Origin of the sequence: Octadecabacter ascidiaceicola, assembly GCF_900185015.1 — a bacterium.
Lineage (GTDB): Bacteria > Pseudomonadota > Alphaproteobacteria > Rhodobacterales > Rhodobacteraceae > Octadecabacter > Octadecabacter ascidiaceicola.
Genome location: NZ_FXYD01000001.1, coordinates 649,321 through 666,042, shown reverse-complemented (window position 1 = coordinate 666,042; position 16,722 = coordinate 649,321). Strand labels below are relative to the sequence as shown.

The 16,722-nt window shown below is 57.6% G+C and carries 19 protein-coding genes; all 19 read left to right on the top strand.

Features of this window, described 5'->3' with window-relative positions:
• Positions 1 to 130 precede the first annotated feature (130 nt).
• The 19 genes from fabF to OCA8868_RS03175 all read left to right on the top strand — a co-directional run bounded on the left by fabF (position 131) and on the right by OCA8868_RS03175 (position 16,710).
• Positions 131 to 1,390, top strand: coding sequence for a beta-ketoacyl-ACP synthase II (gene fabF, locus OCA8868_RS03260; protein ID WP_093995089.1), 1,260 nt, complete (start codon positions 131 to 133; stop codon positions 1,388 to 1,390).
• On the top strand, positions 1,391 to 2,563 hold the full coding sequence (gene mltG / locus OCA8868_RS03255) for an endolytic transglycosylase MltG (RefSeq protein ID WP_093995088.1): 1,173 nt from the start codon (positions 1,391 to 1,393) through the stop codon (positions 2,561 to 2,563).
• 180 nt (positions 2,564 to 2,743) lie between these two features.
• The gene (locus OCA8868_RS16590) at positions 2,744 to 3,067 is read left to right on the top strand and encodes a hypothetical protein (RefSeq protein WP_179214759.1); all 324 of its coding nucleotides are present in this window, start codon (positions 2,744 to 2,746) and stop codon (positions 3,065 to 3,067) included.
• Entirely contained in the window at positions 3,018 to 4,361 is a 1,344-nt protein-coding gene (locus tag OCA8868_RS03250) for a DNA-packaging protein (RefSeq protein WP_370737981.1), read from the top strand. The genes OCA8868_RS16590 and OCA8868_RS03250 overlap by 50 nt, the downstream gene beginning before the upstream one ends.
• 135 nt (positions 4,362 to 4,496) lie before the next feature.
• Entirely contained in the window at positions 4,497 to 5,678 is a 1,182-nt protein-coding gene (locus OCA8868_RS03245; protein WP_093995086.1) for a phage portal protein, read from the top strand.
• Positions 5,671 to 5,889, top strand: coding sequence for a GTA head formation protein, RCAP_rcc01685 family (locus OCA8868_RS03240; protein ID WP_093995085.1), 219 nt, complete (start codon positions 5,671 to 5,673; stop codon positions 5,887 to 5,889). Before OCA8868_RS03245 ends, OCA8868_RS03240 begins: the two co-directional genes overlap by 8 nt.
• A gap of 11 nt (positions 5,890 to 5,900) precedes the next feature.
• Positions 5,901 to 6,443, top strand: a complete 543-nt coding sequence (locus OCA8868_RS03235; protein ID WP_093995084.1) for an HK97 family phage prohead protease — start codon at positions 5,901 to 5,903, stop codon at positions 6,441 to 6,443.
• A 39-nt stretch (positions 6,444 to 6,482) separates the two neighbouring features.
• Complete coding sequence (locus OCA8868_RS03230) at positions 6,483 to 7,670, top strand: phage major capsid protein (RefSeq protein ID WP_093995083.1); 1,188 nt, start codon at positions 6,483 to 6,485, stop codon at positions 7,668 to 7,670.
• A 171-nt stretch (positions 7,671 to 7,841) separates the two neighbouring features.
• On the top strand, positions 7,842 to 8,441 hold the full coding sequence (locus tag OCA8868_RS03225; RefSeq protein WP_093995082.1) for a head-tail connector protein: 600 nt from the start codon (positions 7,842 to 7,844) through the stop codon (positions 8,439 to 8,441).
• Positions 8,441 to 8,776 (top strand): head-tail adaptor protein, encoded by a 336-nt coding sequence (locus tag OCA8868_RS03220; RefSeq protein WP_093995081.1) that lies wholly within the window; start codon positions 8,441 to 8,443, stop codon positions 8,774 to 8,776. The genes OCA8868_RS03225 and OCA8868_RS03220 overlap by 1 nt, the downstream gene beginning before the upstream one ends.
• Positions 8,773 to 9,183, top strand: a complete 411-nt coding sequence (locus tag OCA8868_RS03215; RefSeq protein ID WP_093995080.1) for a DUF3168 domain-containing protein — start codon at positions 8,773 to 8,775, stop codon at positions 9,181 to 9,183. The genes OCA8868_RS03220 and OCA8868_RS03215 overlap by 4 nt, the downstream gene beginning before the upstream one ends.
• A 50-nt stretch (positions 9,184 to 9,233) precedes the next feature.
• Positions 9,234 to 9,650, top strand: coding sequence for a phage major tail protein, TP901-1 family (locus OCA8868_RS03210; RefSeq protein ID WP_049834786.1), 417 nt, complete (start codon positions 9,234 to 9,236; stop codon positions 9,648 to 9,650).
• On the top strand, positions 9,650 to 9,976 hold the full coding sequence (locus OCA8868_RS03205; RefSeq protein ID WP_093995079.1) for a gene transfer agent family protein: 327 nt from the start codon (positions 9,650 to 9,652) through the stop codon (positions 9,974 to 9,976). Before OCA8868_RS03210 ends, OCA8868_RS03205 begins: the two co-directional genes overlap by 1 nt.
• Positions 9,973 to 10,176: a rcc01693 family protein gene (locus tag OCA8868_RS03200; RefSeq protein WP_093995078.1), complete on the top strand. Its 204-nt coding sequence runs from the start codon at positions 9,973 to 9,975 to the stop codon at positions 10,174 to 10,176. Before OCA8868_RS03205 ends, OCA8868_RS03200 begins: the two co-directional genes overlap by 4 nt.
• Positions 10,169 to 10,828 carry an RcGTA-type gene transfer agent tail tape measure protein gene (locus tag OCA8868_RS03195; RefSeq protein ID WP_093995077.1) on the top strand — a complete coding sequence of 220 codons (660 nt, stop codon included), beginning with the start codon at positions 10,169 to 10,171 and terminating at the stop codon, positions 10,826 to 10,828. Before OCA8868_RS03200 ends, OCA8868_RS03195 begins: the two co-directional genes overlap by 8 nt.
• Before the next feature lie 14 nt (positions 10,829 to 10,842).
• Positions 10,843 to 11,475, top strand: coding sequence for a DUF2460 domain-containing protein (locus OCA8868_RS03190; RefSeq protein ID WP_093995076.1), 633 nt, complete (start codon positions 10,843 to 10,845; stop codon positions 11,473 to 11,475).
• Positions 11,472 to 12,356, top strand: a complete 885-nt coding sequence (locus tag OCA8868_RS03185) for a phage/gene transfer agent baseplate hub protein (protein ID WP_093995075.1) — start codon at positions 11,472 to 11,474, stop codon at positions 12,354 to 12,356. Before OCA8868_RS03190 ends, OCA8868_RS03185 begins: the two co-directional genes overlap by 4 nt.
• A 2-nt stretch (positions 12,357 to 12,358) precedes the next feature.
• Positions 12,359 to 12,790: an NlpC/P60 family protein gene (locus OCA8868_RS03180; protein ID WP_093995508.1), complete on the top strand. Its 432-nt coding sequence runs from the start codon at positions 12,359 to 12,361 to the stop codon at positions 12,788 to 12,790.
• Positions 12,791 to 12,807: 17 nt separating this feature from the next.
• Entirely contained in the window at positions 12,808 to 16,710 is a 3,903-nt protein-coding gene (locus OCA8868_RS03175) for a baseplate multidomain protein megatron (RefSeq protein WP_093995074.1), read from the top strand.
• The last annotated feature ends 12 nt before the right edge of the window (positions 16,711 to 16,722 follow it).

Below are 16,722 nucleotides of genomic sequence, written 5' to 3'. Positions count from 1 at the left end.
GAACCTGGCCGCGTTATAGTAATTCATCACCTCCCCAAAGGGGTCGGCCTTTTCACGCCACTCGCTCTTGCCCCTATCCCCTTACGCGCGGTATCAGGGCTTCAATAAATGCAAACGTGAGGGCAAAGCCATGCGCAGAGTAGTTGTCACCGGATTGGGGCTCGTTACGCCACTGGCAGACGGTGTAGAAAAAAGCTGGGAACGGATTTTGGATGCGCAGTCGGGCGCTGGGCCGATCACGCGGTTTGACCCCGAAGGGTTTGCAACCACCTATGCCTGTGAAGTTCCCTATGGCGATGGCAGCGATGGCACGTTCAACCCAGACACCTATATGTCTGCAAAAGATGCGCGAAAGGTTGATACGTTTATCCTTTTCGCGATGGCGGCGGCTGAACAGGCTGTGGCGGATGCAGGTTGGAAGCCGGAAGATGTTGCCGACCTTGAGCGCACAGGCGTTTTGACGGGGTCTGGTATTGGTGGGCTTCAGTCCATCGCCGAGACTGCGATTATGATGAAGGAAAAGGGGCCACGCCGTGTGTCGCCGTTCTTTGTACCTGGTGCGTTGATCAACCTGATTTCCGGTCAGATCGCGATTAAATATGGCTTTAAGGGCCCGAACCACGCGGTTGTGACTGCTTGTTCTACAGGTGCGCATGCGATTGGCGATGCGACCCAGCTGATTAAGGCGGGTCGTGCGGATGTGATGATTGCTGGTGGGGCGGAAGCGACGATTTGTGAAATCGGCATCGCGGGCTTTAATGCCTGTAAAGCGCTGTCCACCAAGCGTGCGGATGATCCCAAGGCGGCGAGCCGCCCTTATGACGCGGATCGTGATGGGTTCGTCATGGGTGAGGGCGCGGGCATGGTTGTGCTGGAAGACTACGACCACGCCGTCGCGCGTGGTGCGAAGATTTACGCTGAAGTTCTGGGCTACGGTCTGACGGGTGACGCGCACCACATCACGGCACCGTCTGAGGACGGCGAGGGCGGTGAGCGGTCTATGCGCATGGCGCTGGGCGATGCTGGGCTTGAGCCAGCGGATATTGATTACATCAACGCACATGGCACATCCACGATGGCCGACACGATTGAGCTTGGCGCGGTTGAGCGCATGATGGGCGATGCTGCATCCAAGGTGACGATGTCGTCTACCAAATCCGCAACAGGCCACCTGTTGGGGGCGGCTGGCGCGATCGAGGCGATTTTCAGCATTCTTGCGATCCGCGATCAGGTGGCACCGCCGACGATCAACCTCGACAATCCGGCGGTTGAAACGAAGGTCGATCTGGCCGCCAACAAGAAGGTTGAGCGTAAGATTGATGTGGCACTGTCCAACTCGTTCGGGTTTGGCGGCACAAACGCCTCCGTGCTGTTCGGGAAAGTTAAATAAATGTGGAAACATATCGCGGCGAATGCGCTGACGTTTCTTATTGTCGCGATGTTCCTTTTTGGTGGTGTGATTGTTTGGGGAACCAATCAATACAGCGCTGAAGGGCCATTAGAGCAGGCCATTTGTTTGCAGGTGAACCCCGGTTCCAACATGCGGATCGTGAGTGAGAGCCTTGATGAACAGCAGGCGATTTCGTCGCCGTCCATTTTCCGTATGGGAGTGGATTATTCGGGCAAGGCGTCCCAGCTGAAGGCGGGTAGCTTTTTGGTGCCTGAAGGGACATCGATGTCCGAGATCGTCGATATCGTGACGCAGGGCGGGCAAAGCACTTGTGGGACGGAAATCGTGTACCGCGTTGGTGTGACCCGCGTTGTGGCGCAGGTGCGTGAGCTGGATCCGGCAACGGGGCGCTTTGTTGAATTGACGAGTTTTGAGCCCGCTGAAGAAGAAGCACCCACGGAATATTCAGAGACACGCGAGGCGAATGACACGCAATACCGTGTGGTGATTTCTGAAGGCGTGACCAGCTGGCAAATCGTTCAGGCGTTGAATTCATTGGAATTTATGGACGGTTCTGTGTCTGAAATTCCACCGGAAGGAATGTTGGCACCAAATTCATACCAAGTTCGCCCTGGGGATTCGGTGGGGGAATTGCTGGCCGATATGCAAGCCGCGCAGGAGCGTATTCTGGCGACGGCATGGGCCGAACGCGCGGATGGGCTGCCGTTGGCGTCCCCCGAGGACGCGCTGATTCTGGCGTCTATCATTGAAAAAGAGGCGTCCACATCTGATGAGCGATTTGACGTGGCTTCGGTGTTTGTGAACCGTTTGAACCAAGGCATGCGCCTGCAAACTGACCCGACGGTTATTTACGGTGTGACTGAAGGTAAGGGCGTGCTTGGGCGTGGTTTGCGCCAGAGTGAGCTTCGCGCGGAAAACCCTTGGAATACTTATGTTATTGATGGGTTGCCTGCGACGCCGATTGCCAACCCCGGTGCGGATACTATTCACGCGGCGTTGAATCCGGCTGATACGGATTTCATCTTCTTCGTGGCGAAAACGTTGAACCCGCGGGACGGGCACAACTTTGCTGTCACGCTGGACGAACATAACGCTAATGTGGCGATTTATCGTGAGCTTGAGGCCGCGCGCGCGGCGTCGGAAGGCAACTGATAAGTTAACAAAATGTTCGCGCTGCGTGCGCTAACATCTTGGTAATATTTGGTAAAATTACACGTTTGGCGTATCCCTGATGCCGCTGGACGAAAGCACAAACGGGCTTTGGACACACATCCAAGGCCCGTTTTCGTTTTTGGTATTGGGCGGAGCAACCCTTGAGAAGGGAACTTCGCAATGAGCAAGCAAAACGGTGGGACAACCACCGATCAGAAACCGGCCGCTGAACGTATCGAGGAGGCTAAGCGGCTTTATGAAACCATTGGCGAAACATTAAGCACGGTGTTGGAGCTTGTGAAAGCAGGCGACTTCAAGGACATCGATTTGATGCCCAAACAGATGACCCGTCTGACCGATGCAATCGCCGAAGTCCGTAAACGGGAGGCGGAATTCAATGACAGACATGGAACGGGACTTAACGAAGGGGAAGTCGATTTCGATGACCTCAGGCGTGAGATCGGGTGCCGCCTTGGTCGCATCCGCAGATGTTGCAGATCGTAAGGCGTTTTTGCGCGGGCTTTCGGGGCCGCAATTGAAAGCGCTGCCCTATCTGTTTGATTTCTGGGCATTGGACCATCAGCTGGCACCGGAGGGTGACTGGCGGACATGGGTTATTTTGGGCGGCCGCGGCGCAGGCAAGACGCGCGCGGGGTCTGAATGGGTCAGGTCAATGGTGGAGGGATCGCGTCCGCGCGATCCCGGCGTAGCGAAGCGTGTGGGCCTAATCGGTGAGACGATGGAGCAGGCGCGAGAAGTGATGGTGTTTGGGGAAAGCGGGATTTTGGCGTGTTCGCCACCAGATCGTCGCCCCACGTGGATTTCAGGGCGACAGATGCTGGTTTGGCCCAACGGGGCAGAGGCGCGTTTGTATTCTGCGTTTGACCCTGAGCGGTTGCGCGGGCCGCAGTTTGACGCCGTATGGGCCGATGAATTTGCGAAATGGCCGAAGGCGCAAGAGACTTGGGACATGATGCAGTTTGGGTTGCGTTTGGGCAAGAAACCCCGCGCGTGTGTGACGACAACACCCAAAAATGTTGAGATATTGAAAGACCTTTTGGCACGGAAAAGCACGGTTCAGACCCATGCGACGACGCTAGATAACCGCGCCTATCTGGCGGACAGTTTCCTGGAAGAAGTGCAGGAACGCTATGCCGGAACGCGGTTGGGGCGGCAGGAGTTGGATGGTGTTTTACTGGCCGATGTTGACGGGGCGCTGTGGACATCGGCGCGACTAGAAGGGTGTCGCATCAATAAGGCGCCGAAACTAGACCGGATTGTTGTGGCTGTGGATCCGCCAGCGGGGGCGTCGGCGAAGTCAGATGCCTGCGGGATCGTTGTGGCGGGTATCGTTAGCCAGGGGCCGGTGAAAGACTGGAAGATATACGTGTTGGAAGATGCGTCCGTGCAGGGGGTGTCGCCAAACGAATGGGCCGCAGCCGCGATTGCGGCGATGGATCGGCATGGGGCGGATCGATTGGTAGCTGAGGTGAACCAAGGAGGCGCGATGGTTGAGACCATTGTGCGTTCTATTGACCCGTCGGTTTCTTATCGCGGGGTACATGCGACGCGCGGTAAGGCCATGCGGGCGGAACCTGTGGCGGCACTGTATGAGCAGGGGCGTGTGCGTCACACATTCGGGCTGGGCGCACTGGAAGATGAGATGTGTCAGATGACGGCCGAAGGTTACGCGGGGTCGGGGTCACCGGACCGTGTCGATGCGCTTGTGTGGGCGTTGACGGATTTGTTTTTGGAACCGGCGAAACGTTGGCGTGCGCCTCAGGTGCGCGCACTTTAGTTATATAAATAAGGGCGTGCGCAATGTGTTGCGCAACCATCGAACGGTGGGTTTTCACCTTCGTAAGACATTTAGTCGAAATTGCATCGTGTTGGATCGGACGCCACTGAACAGGCGGCACCAGAGGGGATTTGAATGTTTGATTTTCTGAAGCGGCAAGAAGCGGCACAGGCTGATGTGCCTGAAGTAAAAGCGTCTGCCACGGGTAAGGTTGCGGCGTGGGGGTCTGTTGGGCGCTCTGTTTGGGGCGCGCGGGACAGTGCGACGTTGACGCGGTCTGGCTTTACGTCAAACCCAGTGGGTTTTCGTGCGGTAAAGATCATTGCTGAGGCTGCGGCGGCTTTGCCGTTGGTTTTGCAAGATGCAGAGCGCCGTTATGACACGCATCCTGTGTTGGACTTGATCCAGCGCCCGAATGGGGCACAGGGGCGGGCGGAACTGTTTGAAGCGCTGTTCGGGCAGTTGCTGTTGACGGGGGACGGCTACATTGAGGCTGTGGGCGGTGAGGACACTCCGCTAGAGCTGCATGTGTTGCGGTCGGACCGGATGACGTTGGTGCCAGGTGCTGATGGCTGGCCAGTGGCCTATGATTATACGGTTGGCGGGCGCAAGCATCGCTTTGCTGTGGGTGAAGGGGCGTCGTCGATTTGTCATGTGAAGTCGTTCCACCCGCAAGACGACCATTACGGGTTGTCCCCGATGCATGCCGCAGCGACGGCGTTGGATGTTCATAACGCGGCTTCGCGGTGGTCTAAGGCGTTGCTCGACAATGCGGCGCGACCCAGTGGGGCGATTATTTACAAAGGCGCGGATGGCCAGAGCCAGCTAAGCACGGATCAATATGATCGCTTGTTGATGGAGATGGAGACGCAGCATCAAGGGGCCAAGAATGCGGGCCGTCCGATGTTGCTCGAAGGTGGGCTTGATTGGAAGCCTATGGGGTTCAGCCCGTCTGACATGGAATTCCAGAAAACCAAGGAAGCGGCTGCGCGTGAGATCGCGATTGCCTTTGGTGTGCCGCCGATGCTGTTGGGGATCACGGGGGATGCAACTTACGCGAATTATCAAGAGGCGAACCGTGCGTTTTACCGCTTAACGGTGTTGCCATTGGTGACCCGTGTGGCGGGAGCGATTGCGGATTGGCTGGGTGATTTCAGCGGAGAGCGGTTTGATTTGAAGCCGGATCTGGACCAAGTGGCCGCGCTTTCTGTTGAACGGGATGCCCAGTGGAAACGTGTCGCGGGCGCTGCGTTCCTGACGGACGCCGAAAAGCGCAACCTGCTTGGCTTGCCGAGCCTTGAGGTTGGCGATGGTTGAGGGGCGCGAGACATTTGAGTGCGCGCCGAGCCTGCGGATGGATGCCCATGAGAGGGTGGCGGCGATACAGTTTGCCCAACTCAACACGCAACTGGGCAAGATTGAAGTGATGATGGAACGGCTGGAACGGCGGTTGTGGTTGACGGTTTATGGCGTGGTGGGCGTGATTTTGGCCCAAGCGTTTCAATCCGTCCTGACCGTGTCGCCCTGAAAGGAACAAAGATGACTTTGGAACATAAATTTATCGCTCTTGGCGACAGTGTTGCTGTTGAAAATGGCATTGAGATCAGCGGGTATGCCTCGCTGTTTGGCAAGGCTGATCAAGGGGGCGATGTTGTTGAGACAGGCGCATATGCGGCGTCTTTGGAGCGTCTTTCCGGTAAGGGTGGCCGAGTGAAAATGCTGTGGCAGCATGATCCGGCGCAACCGATTGGCGTGTGGGACGAAGTGCGCGAGGACGCGGCGGGCCTATACGTAAAGGGCCGCATTTTGCGCGATGTTGAGAAGGGCCGCGAGGCCGCTGCGCTGATTGAAGCAGGCGCGATTGATGGCCTTTCTATCGGCTACCGCACGGTGCGGGCCACAAAGAATACTACGGGCGGACGCCTGTTGTCAGAGCTGGAGCTTTGGGAGGTGTCGCTGGTGACATTCCCGATGCTTCCGGATGCGCGGGTGGGGGCGAAAGGGGACAACCCTGTAGACCAAACCATGCGTGAATTGGCGGGGGCGTTTGAGGATGCCCGCGCTGTGCTGGGCCACCACTAAGGCGCGGCGTTTCCACCCATAGATCAAAAGGATCGAATTATGACCAAACCTGAGTGCAAGGCTCGGGACGGGGAAGGTGCGCCCTCTCCGGCCCATGAGTTGAAGTCCGCGATGGCGGGCTTTGTGAGCGATTTCAAAGACTTCACGACTGATATTCAAACCAAGCTGAAAGAGCAGGACGACCGTATGACCAAACTTGACCGTAAATCCATGATTTCTGGCGCACGCCCTGCGCTGGCCACTGCTGCCTCGGAAGAAGCACCACACCAAAAGGCGTTTGAAGCCTACCTGCGTTCCGGTGAGGACGATGGTCTGCGCGATCTGCCGATGGAAGGTAAATCTATGTCCACGGCTGTGGCGGCTGATGGTGGTTACCTTGTGGACCCGCAGACATCTGCGACGGTTCAATCCACGCTGGCAGCAACGGCATCTATCCGTGCGATTGCCAATGTGGTGAACGTTGAAGCCACGTCCTATGACGTGCTGATAGACCACACTGAAATGGGTGCGGGTTGGGCGACCGAGAATGACCCGACATCTGAAACAGGTACGCCGCAGATTGACCGCATCACGATTGCCCTGCACGAGCTGTCTGCGCTTCCAAAGGCGTCTCAGCGTTTGCTGGATGACAGCGCGTTCAACATTGATGAATGGCTGGCTGGCCGTATCGCGGACAAGTTCGCACGTTCCGAAGCAGCGGCGTTTGTGAATGGTAATGGTGTTGATAAGCCAACGGGTTTCCTGACAGCGCCACAGGTCGACAATGATGTGTGGGTTTGGGGCAACCTTGGCTACGTTGTCACTGGTGCGGATGGTGATTTTAACGGTGCCGATAGCCTGATCGACCTCGTTTATGGCCTGGGTGCTGAATACCGCGCAAATGGTACATTCGTGATGAACTCCAAAACAGCGGGCGCTGTGCGCAAGCTGAAAGACAATGACGGCCGTTTCTTGTGGTCTGATGGTCTGGTCGCGGGTGAGCCTGCACGTCTGCTGGGTTATCCAGTACTGATCGCTGAGGACATGCCTGACATTGGTACAGACGCGACTGCGATTGCGTTTGGTGACTTTGGTGCGGGTTACACCGTGGCTGAACGCCCTGATCTGCGCGTCCTTCGTGACCCGTTCAGTGCCAAGCCACATGTCTTGTTCTATGCGACCAAGCGCGTTGGTGGTGCGGTGTCTGACTTCGCTGCGATCAAGCTACTCAAGTTCGGCCTTTCCTAAGGGCTGAGGGGGACGGGCGCGGGGATACCCCTCGCGTCCGTGGTCCGGGCGCGTGCATGACGTGAGTTAACCCTCGCGTTGTCCAGCTGCTTCCTTCCGTCCGAGCAATGCGAGGGCTGGCACGTGTCCGGACATTTTGACGAATTTTCAAGCCGATTTCGGAGTTAATCCATGATGTTGATCGAAGAAACCACAGTGCCAACGGGCGCCTTGCCGGTTGCCTTTTTCAAAGAACACCTGCGCCTTGGATCGGGGTTTTCCGATGATGGATTGCAGGACGACCTATTAGAAAACTTCCTACGTTCGGCGCTGGCCGCGATTGAAGCGCGCACTGGTAAGGCATTGATTGAACGTACCTTTAGTTGGAGCGTGACCCAGTGGCGGAACGCTGCGGCGCAGGCTTTGCCGATTGCCCCTATCAGCGCGATTGTTGATGTCGTTTTGGTGGATCGCGGTGGGGCCGAGAGCCCAGTTGATCGCGAAGCGTATTACTTGCGTGCGGATATGCAGCGTCCTGTGATGGCGGCGGTTGGTGCATCATTGCCGAGCATCGGCCAGACGGGTAGCGCACGTATTCGCATGCTTGCGGGCTTTGGTCCTGACTGGAGCGATGTGCCTGCGGACCTGCGCCAAGCGGTATTGCTGCTGGCGGCGCATTACTACGAATACCGCCATGAAGTTCAGTATGACGGAGGCTGCATGCCGTTCGGTGTGAGCGCGCTAATTGAGCGCCACCGCACGTTGCGTCTGCTGGGTGGGGGTGCCAACTGATGGCCCCGCGATTGAACCGCCAATTGGTGCTCGAAGCCCCGACGCAAGCCAGCGATGGCGCGGGGGGCTACACCCAAGGATGGATCGCGCTGGGCACGTTATGGGCCAGCGTGACGGCTCGCAGTGGGCGCGAGGCGGCGGGCATTGCCGCACCGCTGAGCCGCGTTGCCTACCGAATTATTGTACGCGCGGCCCCGACGGGATCAGACGCGCGGCCCCAAGCAAACCAGAGGTTTCGCGATGGCGATCGCACCTTCGTGATTTTGGCCGTGGCCGAAGACGATGCAGATGCGCGTTACCTGAATTGCACAGCGCAAGAGGAGACAGTGGCATGAGTTACGGAGTTTCAGCGGCGTTGCAAACGGCAGTTTATCAGGCGTTGGTGGCGGACAGTGTTTTGGCCGGATTGGTCGGAACTGACATTTATGACGCTTTGCCAACAGGCACGCTGCCATCGCTCTACGTGGCCCTTGGGCCTGAGCTTGTGAAGGACATGTCCGACAAAACCGGTAACGGCGCGGTGCATGAATTCACGGTGTCAGTTGTTACGGACAACGCAGGCTTTGCAACGGCGAAACAGGCGGCAACGGCGGTGTCGGATGTACTGGTGGATGCCCCTTTGGCGCTTAGCCGCGGCACGTTGATTGCCCTGAATTTCTACCGCGCAAAGGCGGTGCGCGTTGGCACGGCGGACGAGCGGCGGATTGATCTGACGTTCAAGGCAATCGTGCAAGACGACTGACGGGTTTCCGTCAATACGACTTATTTTCAAATACTTACGGAGTAATTCTCATGGTAGCGCAAAATGGCAAGGATCTGTTGATCAAGATCGACATGACGGGTGGTGGCCTGTTTGAAACGGCAGCGGGGCTGCGGGCGACACGTATCAGTTTCAACGCGGAAACGGTTGATGTGACATCGCTGGAAAGCACGGGCGGCTGGCGCGAAGTGCTGGGTGGTGCAGGTGTAAAAACCGCGTCCATCAGCGGGTCTGGTGTGTTCAAGGACGACAGCACGGACGAACGTGTGCGTCAGATTTTCTTTGATGGTGAGACGCCTGATTTTCAGGTGATTGTGCCGGATTTTGGCACGATTGAGGGGCCGTTCTTGGTCAGCTCGATTGAATATGCAGGTTCGCACAACGGTGAGGCCACCTATGAGATGTCGCTGACATCTGCGGGCGAAATCACCTTTGTGGCCTTCCCATAATGGACGTGAACGCGCCGCATAATCCTTGGGCTGGGGAGGTTTCCTTGGTTGTCGATGGGCAGGTGTATGCGTGCAAATTGACGTTGGGGGCCTTGGCGGAGCTGGAGGCGGCGTTGGGGACGGACACGTTGGTTGAATTGGTCAAACGGTTCGAAAGCGGCGCGTTTTCCACCCGTGATGTGTTGGTACTGATCGTCGCGGGTTTGCGCGGCGGCGGCTGGCAAGGGTCGGCGCGGGACATGGTTGGAGCGCAAATTGAGGGGGGCGTTGTGCGCGCAGCTGAGGCTGCGGCGCAACTGCTTGCCCGTGCTTTTGCCGCCTCATGACCGGTTTGGACTGGCCCGGTTTGATGCGTGCAGGGATACACGGATTGGGGCTGAAACCCCATGAATTCTGGGCGCTTACACCGGCGGAACTGTGGCTGCTGTTGGGGCCAGAGGCGGGCGAAATGCCGATGAATCGCGGGCGGCTGGATGATCTAGCCTCGCGGTTCCCTGATCAAGAAAGTGGAGATGAGGATGGATGATATTGACGGTTTGGACGCGCTGGAATCCGAGGCCAAGGCGCTTGAGCAAACGTTAGGGTCGGTCACGGCGATGACGGATGCGTTTGACGCGCAACTGGGACGCATGAAAGCGACCTTAGGCGATACAACGCGCGATTTGGGGAATTTGGAGCGCGGGTTTTCGGGCGGATTGCGCAAGGCGTTTGACGGGTTGGTGTTTGACGGACGGTCGTTGTCGGACGCACTGGCGACAGTGGGCGAGGCGATGTCGCGCACGGTTTACAACAACGCGCTGAAACCAGTGACGGACCACTTTGGCGGGCTTCTTGCGGGGGGCGTGAATTCGCTTGTGTCCAGCATGATGCCGTTTGAGCAAGGCGGCGCGTTCAGCCAAGGCCGCGTGACACCATTTGCCAAGGGCGGTGTTGTGTCAGGGCCGATGAATTTCCCGATGCGCGGTGGCATGGGGTTGATGGGCGAAGCGGGGCCAGAGGCGATTATGCCCCTGACGCGCGGCGCTGACGGCAGCTTGGGCGTGAAGGCGCAAAGCGGGCAGGCCGTGAACGTCACGATGAATATCAGCACGCCGGATGCGGCGAGCTTTAAGCGCAGCCAAAGCCAGATTGCTGCGTCCATGAGCCGTGCTTTGGCCAGTGGCCAGCGCAACCGTTAGGAAGGATTTTGACGATGAGTTTTCACGAGGTTCGGTTTCCGACGAGTTTGAGTTTCGGCGCTTTGGGTGGTCCTGAGCGGCGCACGGAAGTGGTGACGTTGGCCAACGGTTTTGAAGAGCGCAACACGCCCTGGGCGCATTCGCGTCGCCGCTATGATGCGGGGATGGGGTTGCGATCTTTGGATGATGTCGAGGTGCTGGTAGCGTTCTTTGAAGCGCGACAGGGGCAGATGTTCGGGTTCCGCTGGAAGGACTGGTCAGACTTTAAATCGTCGGTTCCGAGCCGCGCGATCACGGGGGATGACCAGTTGATTGGCATGGGGGACGAGGAACAGACCGAGTTCCAAATCGTCAAGAATTATTCATCTGGAACAGCGACTTATCCGCGACCTATCTCCAAACCGGTCTTTGGAACGGTGTTGGTGTCTGTCAGTGGCGATCCGCAAGTTGAAGGTGTAGATTACAGCGTTGATGCCAACACCGGCATCGTGACGTTCACCCATCCGCCTGATCATCAAGCAGAGGTGACGGCGGGGTATGAATTCGACGTTCCGGTTCGTTTCGATGCTGATAGTATTGTGACGTCAATGGCGACATTCCAAGCGGGCGAAGTCCCGGATGTGCCTGTCGTTGAGGTGCGGATATGAGTGCGTTTCAGGATCATTTGGACACCGGTGTAACTACACTGGCGCGATGTTGGGCTGTGGTGCGCCGTGATGGGCAGGTTTTCGGGTTTACCGACCATGACCGCGCACTCAGCTTTGACGGGATGACGTTTAAGGCAGATGCGGGCATGACCGCGCGCGCGATTATGTCGGGCACGGGCCTGTCGGTTGATAACTCTGAGGCGATGGGCGCGTTGAGCGATGCGGCGATCACAGAGGCGGACATTGAGGCAGGTCGGTTTGATGGTGCCGAGGTTAAGGCGTGGCTGGTGAACTGGGCTGACGTTGAAACCCGCACACTGCGGTTTGCGGGTACGATTGGTGAATTGCGCCGTTCTGGTGGGGCGTTTCACGCGGAACTGCGTGGGCTTACTGAACTGCTCAACCAGCCGCAGGGGCGGGTTTATCAAACGCCGTGTTCGGCGATTTTGGGCGATAGGGCCTGTGGGTTTGACACGGATACGGACGGGTATTCGGTTGAAGTGCCTGTCGAAGCGCTGATCGAACAGCGTCGCTTCACCTTTGCAGATATGAACACATTTGAACCTGCGTGGTTTGAACGCGGGCGTTTGCGCGTGATGAGCGGTGCGGCTGAAGGGCTTGTTGGCGTGATCAAGCGGGACAGGTTTGTTGATGGCGTGCGCGAGGTTGAAGTTTGGGAAGCGTTTCGCACGAGCATTGAAGCGGGCGATACGATCCGTCTTGAGGCGGGGTGCGACAAGCGGTTTGAAACCTGTCGAGCCAAATTCAACAACTTGCTCAACTTTCAAGGTTTCCCTGACATCCCTGGGGATGATTGGCTGGTGAGTGCGCCGGTTAGCAGTGGTCAGAATGCAGGTGGTAGTCTGCGGCGTTGGAGGTGAACGTGGCGCGGATTGTCACCGCAGCGCGTGCGTGGATTGGCACGCCCTACGTTCACCAAGCGGCGCGGCGCGGGGCGGGTTGTGACTGCCTCGGCTTGTTGCGCGGTGTTATGGCCGAAGCGAGCGGCAAACCGTTGCAATCGGTGCCGGCCTACACGCCAGACTGGTCAGAGCCGCAGGGCCACGAGGTGCTTTGGACGGAGGCGGCAAAGCAGTTAATCGCCAAGCCGATCGAGGACGTTCAGGCAGGCGACGTGTTGTTGTTTCGAATGCGGCAGGGCGCGGTCGCCAAACACGTGGGAGTGCAGGCTGAAACAGGTCTGCGCCCGACATTTATTCATTCTTATCAGGGGCATGGTGTGTGTGAAAATGCATTTTCCACGCCATGGCAACGTCGCCTAGTTGCGCGGTTCGCCATTCCTGATTTCACCTAGAACAAAGGCTTTTCATCATGGCAACGATTGTACTTTCAGCGGCGGGTATGGCGCTTGGCGGAACTATGGGCGGCACCGTTTTGGGGCTTGGGATGGGCGTGATCGGACGTGCTGCGGGCGCCACATTAGGGCGCGTGATTGATCAACGCATCATGGGCGCGGGGAGCGAGACCGTTGAAACAGGTCGCGTTGATCGCTTTCGTTTGACGGGGGCCAGCGAGGGAGCGGGCATGTCACGCCTTTACGGGCGCATGCGCGTTGCGGGTCAGGTGATTTGGGCGACGGAATTTGTGGAGACAACCACGACAACGGGTGGTGGGAAAGGTGGTGCAAGCAAGCCTGCGACGAAAACGTACAGCTACTCTGTTTCTTTGGCGATTGCCCTGTGTGAGGGTGAGATTTCGCGCGTTGGTCGCGTATGGGCGGACGGAGTCGAGATCGCGCGTGATGATTTGAACATGCGCGTTTATTCCGGTGCGGACGACCAGCTGCCAGACCCGAAAATGGAAGCGGTTGAAGGGGCAGGTCAGATTCCGGCGTATCGTGGGACGGCCTATGTGGTGTTGGAAGATCTTGATCTTGGGCAATTTGGCAATCGTGTACCGCAGTTCTCGTTTGAGGTGATGCGGCCCGGGCAAGGGGACGACGCGCTGCATTCTGACCTCGCGTCTTTGGTGACGGGCGTGGCGTTGGTCCCCGGAACGGGGGAGTATTCGCTTGCGACGACGCCGGTGACGATTTCCAAAGGGTTCGGGCGGGTTGAATCAGCTAACGTTAACACGCCGTCCGGCAAGAGTGATTTTTCAGTAGCTGTTGAGACGTTAGAAGAAGAGCTACCCAATTGTGGGTCCGTCACGATGGTGGTGTCGTGGTTCGGCGATGATCTGCGCTGTGGAGATTGCACGATTAAGCCGAAGGTCGAGCAAACGGCGGCTGATGGCACGGAAATGGCGTGGTCGGTGTCTAGTATTGCGCGTGCGGCGGCCGAGGTTGTGCCGATGGAAGCTGATCGCCCGATTTATGGTGGTACGCCTGCGGATGACGCGGTTGTGGAAGCATTGCGCGACTTGTCTGCACGTGGGCAGAAGGCGGTGTTCTATCCGTTCATCCTCATGGAGCAACTCGATGGAAATACGTTGACCGATCCGTGGACCGGGAACGTAGGGCAGCCACGTCTGCCGTGGCGTGGGCGGATTACCACATCATTGGCAGCAGGTTTGGCGAACACGCCGGATCAAACCGCTACGGCGGATGCCGAAGTCACGGCGTTTTTTGGGGCGGCGCAGGTCAGTGATTTTGCGACAGTCGGCGACAAGGTTACGTATAGCGGTCCGAACGAGTGGTCCTATCGCCGCTTCATTTTACACTACGCGCATCTGTGCGCATTGGCGGGCGATGTGGACGGGTTTTGCATTGGGTCCGAGATGCGGTCATTGACCCAAATTCGCGGGGCATCGGGTTTTCCAGCGGTGCAGGCGATGATTGATCTTGCTGCAGATGTTCGCGCAATTTTGGGCCCAGATGTTAAGATCGGCTATGCGGCGGATTGGTCGGAATATCATGGCTATCAACCCAGTGGGACAGCAGACAAACTGTTCCATTTGGATGCGCTTTGGGCGGATCAAGATATTGATTTCATTGGTATTGATAATTACATGCCGCTGTCTGACTGGCGCGATGGCGAGGATCATTTGGATGCTGAGTATGGTTCTATCTATAACCTCGACTACCTTGGTGCGAATGTTGAAGGGGGTGAGGGCTATGATTGGTATTATCACTCGCCCGAAGCGGCCGAAGCGCAGTTTCGCACGCCAATTACGGACGGTGAAGGAGAGCCGTGGATCTGGCGTTATAAAGACATGCGCAACTGGTGGCTAAATGCGCACCATGAACGTATTGGCGGAGTTCGCGCAGCACTTCCGACGGCTTGGCAGCCCGGTTCAAAACCAATTTGGTTTACCGAGGTCGGTTGTGCAGCAGTTGACAAGGGCACCAACGAGCCCAACCGATTTGTTGACCTGAAGTCGTCAGAATCCGGCTTGCCTAGAGCATCAAACGGCATCCGTGATGATTACATTCAGATGCAATATTTGCGTGCGTTGTTTAGCCATTATTCTGACCCAACTTTGAACCCGACGTCCCCTGTGACGGGCCTGCAAATGGTTGACCCTGAACGTATCCATGTTTGGGCGTGGGATGCGCGGCCGTTTCCGGCGTTTCCAGGCAACGGGGCGCTTTGGTCTGACAATGTGAACTATTCACGTGGGCATTGGATCAACGGACGTGCGGCGTCGCGGCCTTTGTCGTCCGTTGTGGCGGAGATATGTGAAGATGCGGGTGTAACAACCTATGACGTAAGTGCGCTGCACGGCGTTGTGCGTGGCTACGGTGTTGAAGACGTCTCAACTGCGCGGTCTGCGCTGCAGCCGCTGATGGTGGCCTATGGCTTTGATGCGATCGAACGCGACGGTGTGTTGGTGTTCCGCAGCCGTGGTGCGCGACTGGACGCTGAGATTGATGCAGGGCAATTGGTGTATGAAGACGACGCCGAGGGCGCGATTGAGTTGACGCGCAGCCAAGAGGCCGAAGTGTCTGGGCGTGTGCGTGTGGGGTTTGTTGAGGCCGATGCGGATTACGAAGTTCGCAGTACAGAGGCCACATTCCCTGATGAAGAAGGGCAAACAACGTCCACATCCGAGCTTCCATTGGTTCTAACCAGCGCTGAAGGGCAACGCATTGCTGAACGCTGGCTGTCTGAAGCGCGTGTGGCGCGGGATACGGCTCGGTTCACGTTGCCGCCGTCCTTGATGAACGTTGGCGCGGGCGATGTTGTCCGACTACCGGATGAACATGGGGATGGGCTGTTTCGTGTCGATCAGTCAGACCAGACAGATCGTCAAGCGCTTGAGGCCGTTCGGATTGAGCCCGCAATCTATGAACCGCAAGACGTCACTGAACGAACCTTTGACCTTCGTAGTTTTGTTGCGCCTGTTCCGGTGGAGCTCATGTTGATGGAGCTGCCATTGCTGCGCGGGGACGAAGACCCTGTAGCGCCTTACGTCGCGGCCTCTGGTGTGCCGTGGCCGGGCAGTGTGGCGCTGTATTCTGCCACACAGGACGCCGGTTATGGGCTGAACCGTTTGGTGACATCGTCATCGACCATGGGGATAACGCAGACAGCGTTGCCTATGGCCTGTGCTGGGCTGTACGATCGTGGGCCTGCGTTGCGGGTTCAATTGATCCGCGGGGATTTGCAATCGGTTTCGGTTGAACAGCTTTTGGGCGGCGCAAACCTTGCTGCAATCGGGGATGGCAGCAGTGACAACTGGGAAGTGTTCCAGTTTGCAGAGGCCGAGATCGTTGATGAGAACACTTTCGAGGTACGAATGCGCCTGCGCGGGCAGGCGGGGACGAACGGGTTGATGCCAGATGAATGGCCGGTAGGTTCGGTGTTTGTGTTGCTCAATAGTACGCCCGAGCAGATCGAGCTGGCCAGTTCCGCACGAGGGGTCACGCAGCATTTCCGCTACGGACCCGGAACACGTCCGTTGAGCGATCCAAGCTATCAGCACCGCGTCGAGGCATTTTCAGGCGCTGGTTTGCGTCCCCTTAGCGTTGCACATTTGCGGGCAACGCCTGATGGCGGGGCGTTGGACATTTCATGGGTACGCAGGACACGCGTGGGTGGCGACAGTTGGGATGGTGATGATGTGCCGTTGTCTGAGGCGTTTGAACGCTACCGTGTTCGTGTGTTCAAAGATGGCGCGCAGGTGCGACAGGTAACGGTGAGCCAACCGAGCTGGACCTATTCTGCAACGCTGCAAGCACTGGATGGCGCGGGGGAAACTTATGTTGAGGTCGCTCAGATTTCGGAAACCTATGGGGAAGGGCTCTATAATGGTATTGCGCTGGTGGCGTGATGCGCAGTGTCG

Excerpts from the sequence above, each read along its gene's own strand:
- fabF (WP_093995089.1), top strand. The coding sequence starts at position 131 with ATGCGCAGAGTAGTTGTCACCGGATTGGGGCTCGTTACGCCACTGGCA.
- mltG (WP_093995088.1), top strand. The coding sequence starts at position 1,391 with ATGTGGAAACATATCGCGGCGAATGCGCTGACGTTTCTTATTGTCGCG.
- OCA8868_RS16590 (WP_179214759.1), top strand. The coding sequence starts at position 2,744 with ATGAGCAAGCAAAACGGTGGGACAACCACCGATCAGAAACCGGCCGCT.
- OCA8868_RS03245 (WP_093995086.1), top strand. The coding sequence starts at position 4,497 with ATGTTTGATTTTCTGAAGCGGCAAGAAGCGGCACAGGCTGATGTGCCT.
- OCA8868_RS03240 (WP_093995085.1), top strand. The coding sequence starts at position 5,671 with ATGGTTGAGGGGCGCGAGACATTTGAGTGCGCGCCGAGCCTGCGGATG.
- OCA8868_RS03235 (WP_093995084.1), top strand. The coding sequence starts at position 5,901 with ATGACTTTGGAACATAAATTTATCGCTCTTGGCGACAGTGTTGCTGTT.
- OCA8868_RS03230 (WP_093995083.1), top strand. The coding sequence starts at position 6,483 with ATGACCAAACCTGAGTGCAAGGCTCGGGACGGGGAAGGTGCGCCCTCT.
- OCA8868_RS03225 (WP_093995082.1), top strand. The coding sequence starts at position 7,842 with ATGATGTTGATCGAAGAAACCACAGTGCCAACGGGCGCCTTGCCGGTT.
- OCA8868_RS03220 (WP_093995081.1), top strand. The coding sequence starts at position 8,441 with ATGGCCCCGCGATTGAACCGCCAATTGGTGCTCGAAGCCCCGACGCAA.
- OCA8868_RS03215 (WP_093995080.1), top strand. The coding sequence starts at position 8,773 with ATGAGTTACGGAGTTTCAGCGGCGTTGCAAACGGCAGTTTATCAGGCG.
- OCA8868_RS03210 (WP_049834786.1), top strand. The coding sequence starts at position 9,234 with ATGGTAGCGCAAAATGGCAAGGATCTGTTGATCAAGATCGACATGACG.
- OCA8868_RS03205 (WP_093995079.1), top strand. The coding sequence starts at position 9,650 with ATGGACGTGAACGCGCCGCATAATCCTTGGGCTGGGGAGGTTTCCTTG.
- OCA8868_RS03200 (WP_093995078.1), top strand. The coding sequence starts at position 9,973 with ATGACCGGTTTGGACTGGCCCGGTTTGATGCGTGCAGGGATACACGGA.
- OCA8868_RS03195 (WP_093995077.1), top strand. The coding sequence starts at position 10,169 with ATGGATGATATTGACGGTTTGGACGCGCTGGAATCCGAGGCCAAGGCG.
- OCA8868_RS03190 (WP_093995076.1), top strand. The coding sequence starts at position 10,843 with ATGAGTTTTCACGAGGTTCGGTTTCCGACGAGTTTGAGTTTCGGCGCT.
- OCA8868_RS03185 (WP_093995075.1), top strand. The coding sequence starts at position 11,472 with ATGAGTGCGTTTCAGGATCATTTGGACACCGGTGTAACTACACTGGCG.
- OCA8868_RS03175 (WP_093995074.1), top strand. The coding sequence starts at position 12,808 with ATGGCAACGATTGTACTTTCAGCGGCGGGTATGGCGCTTGGCGGAACT.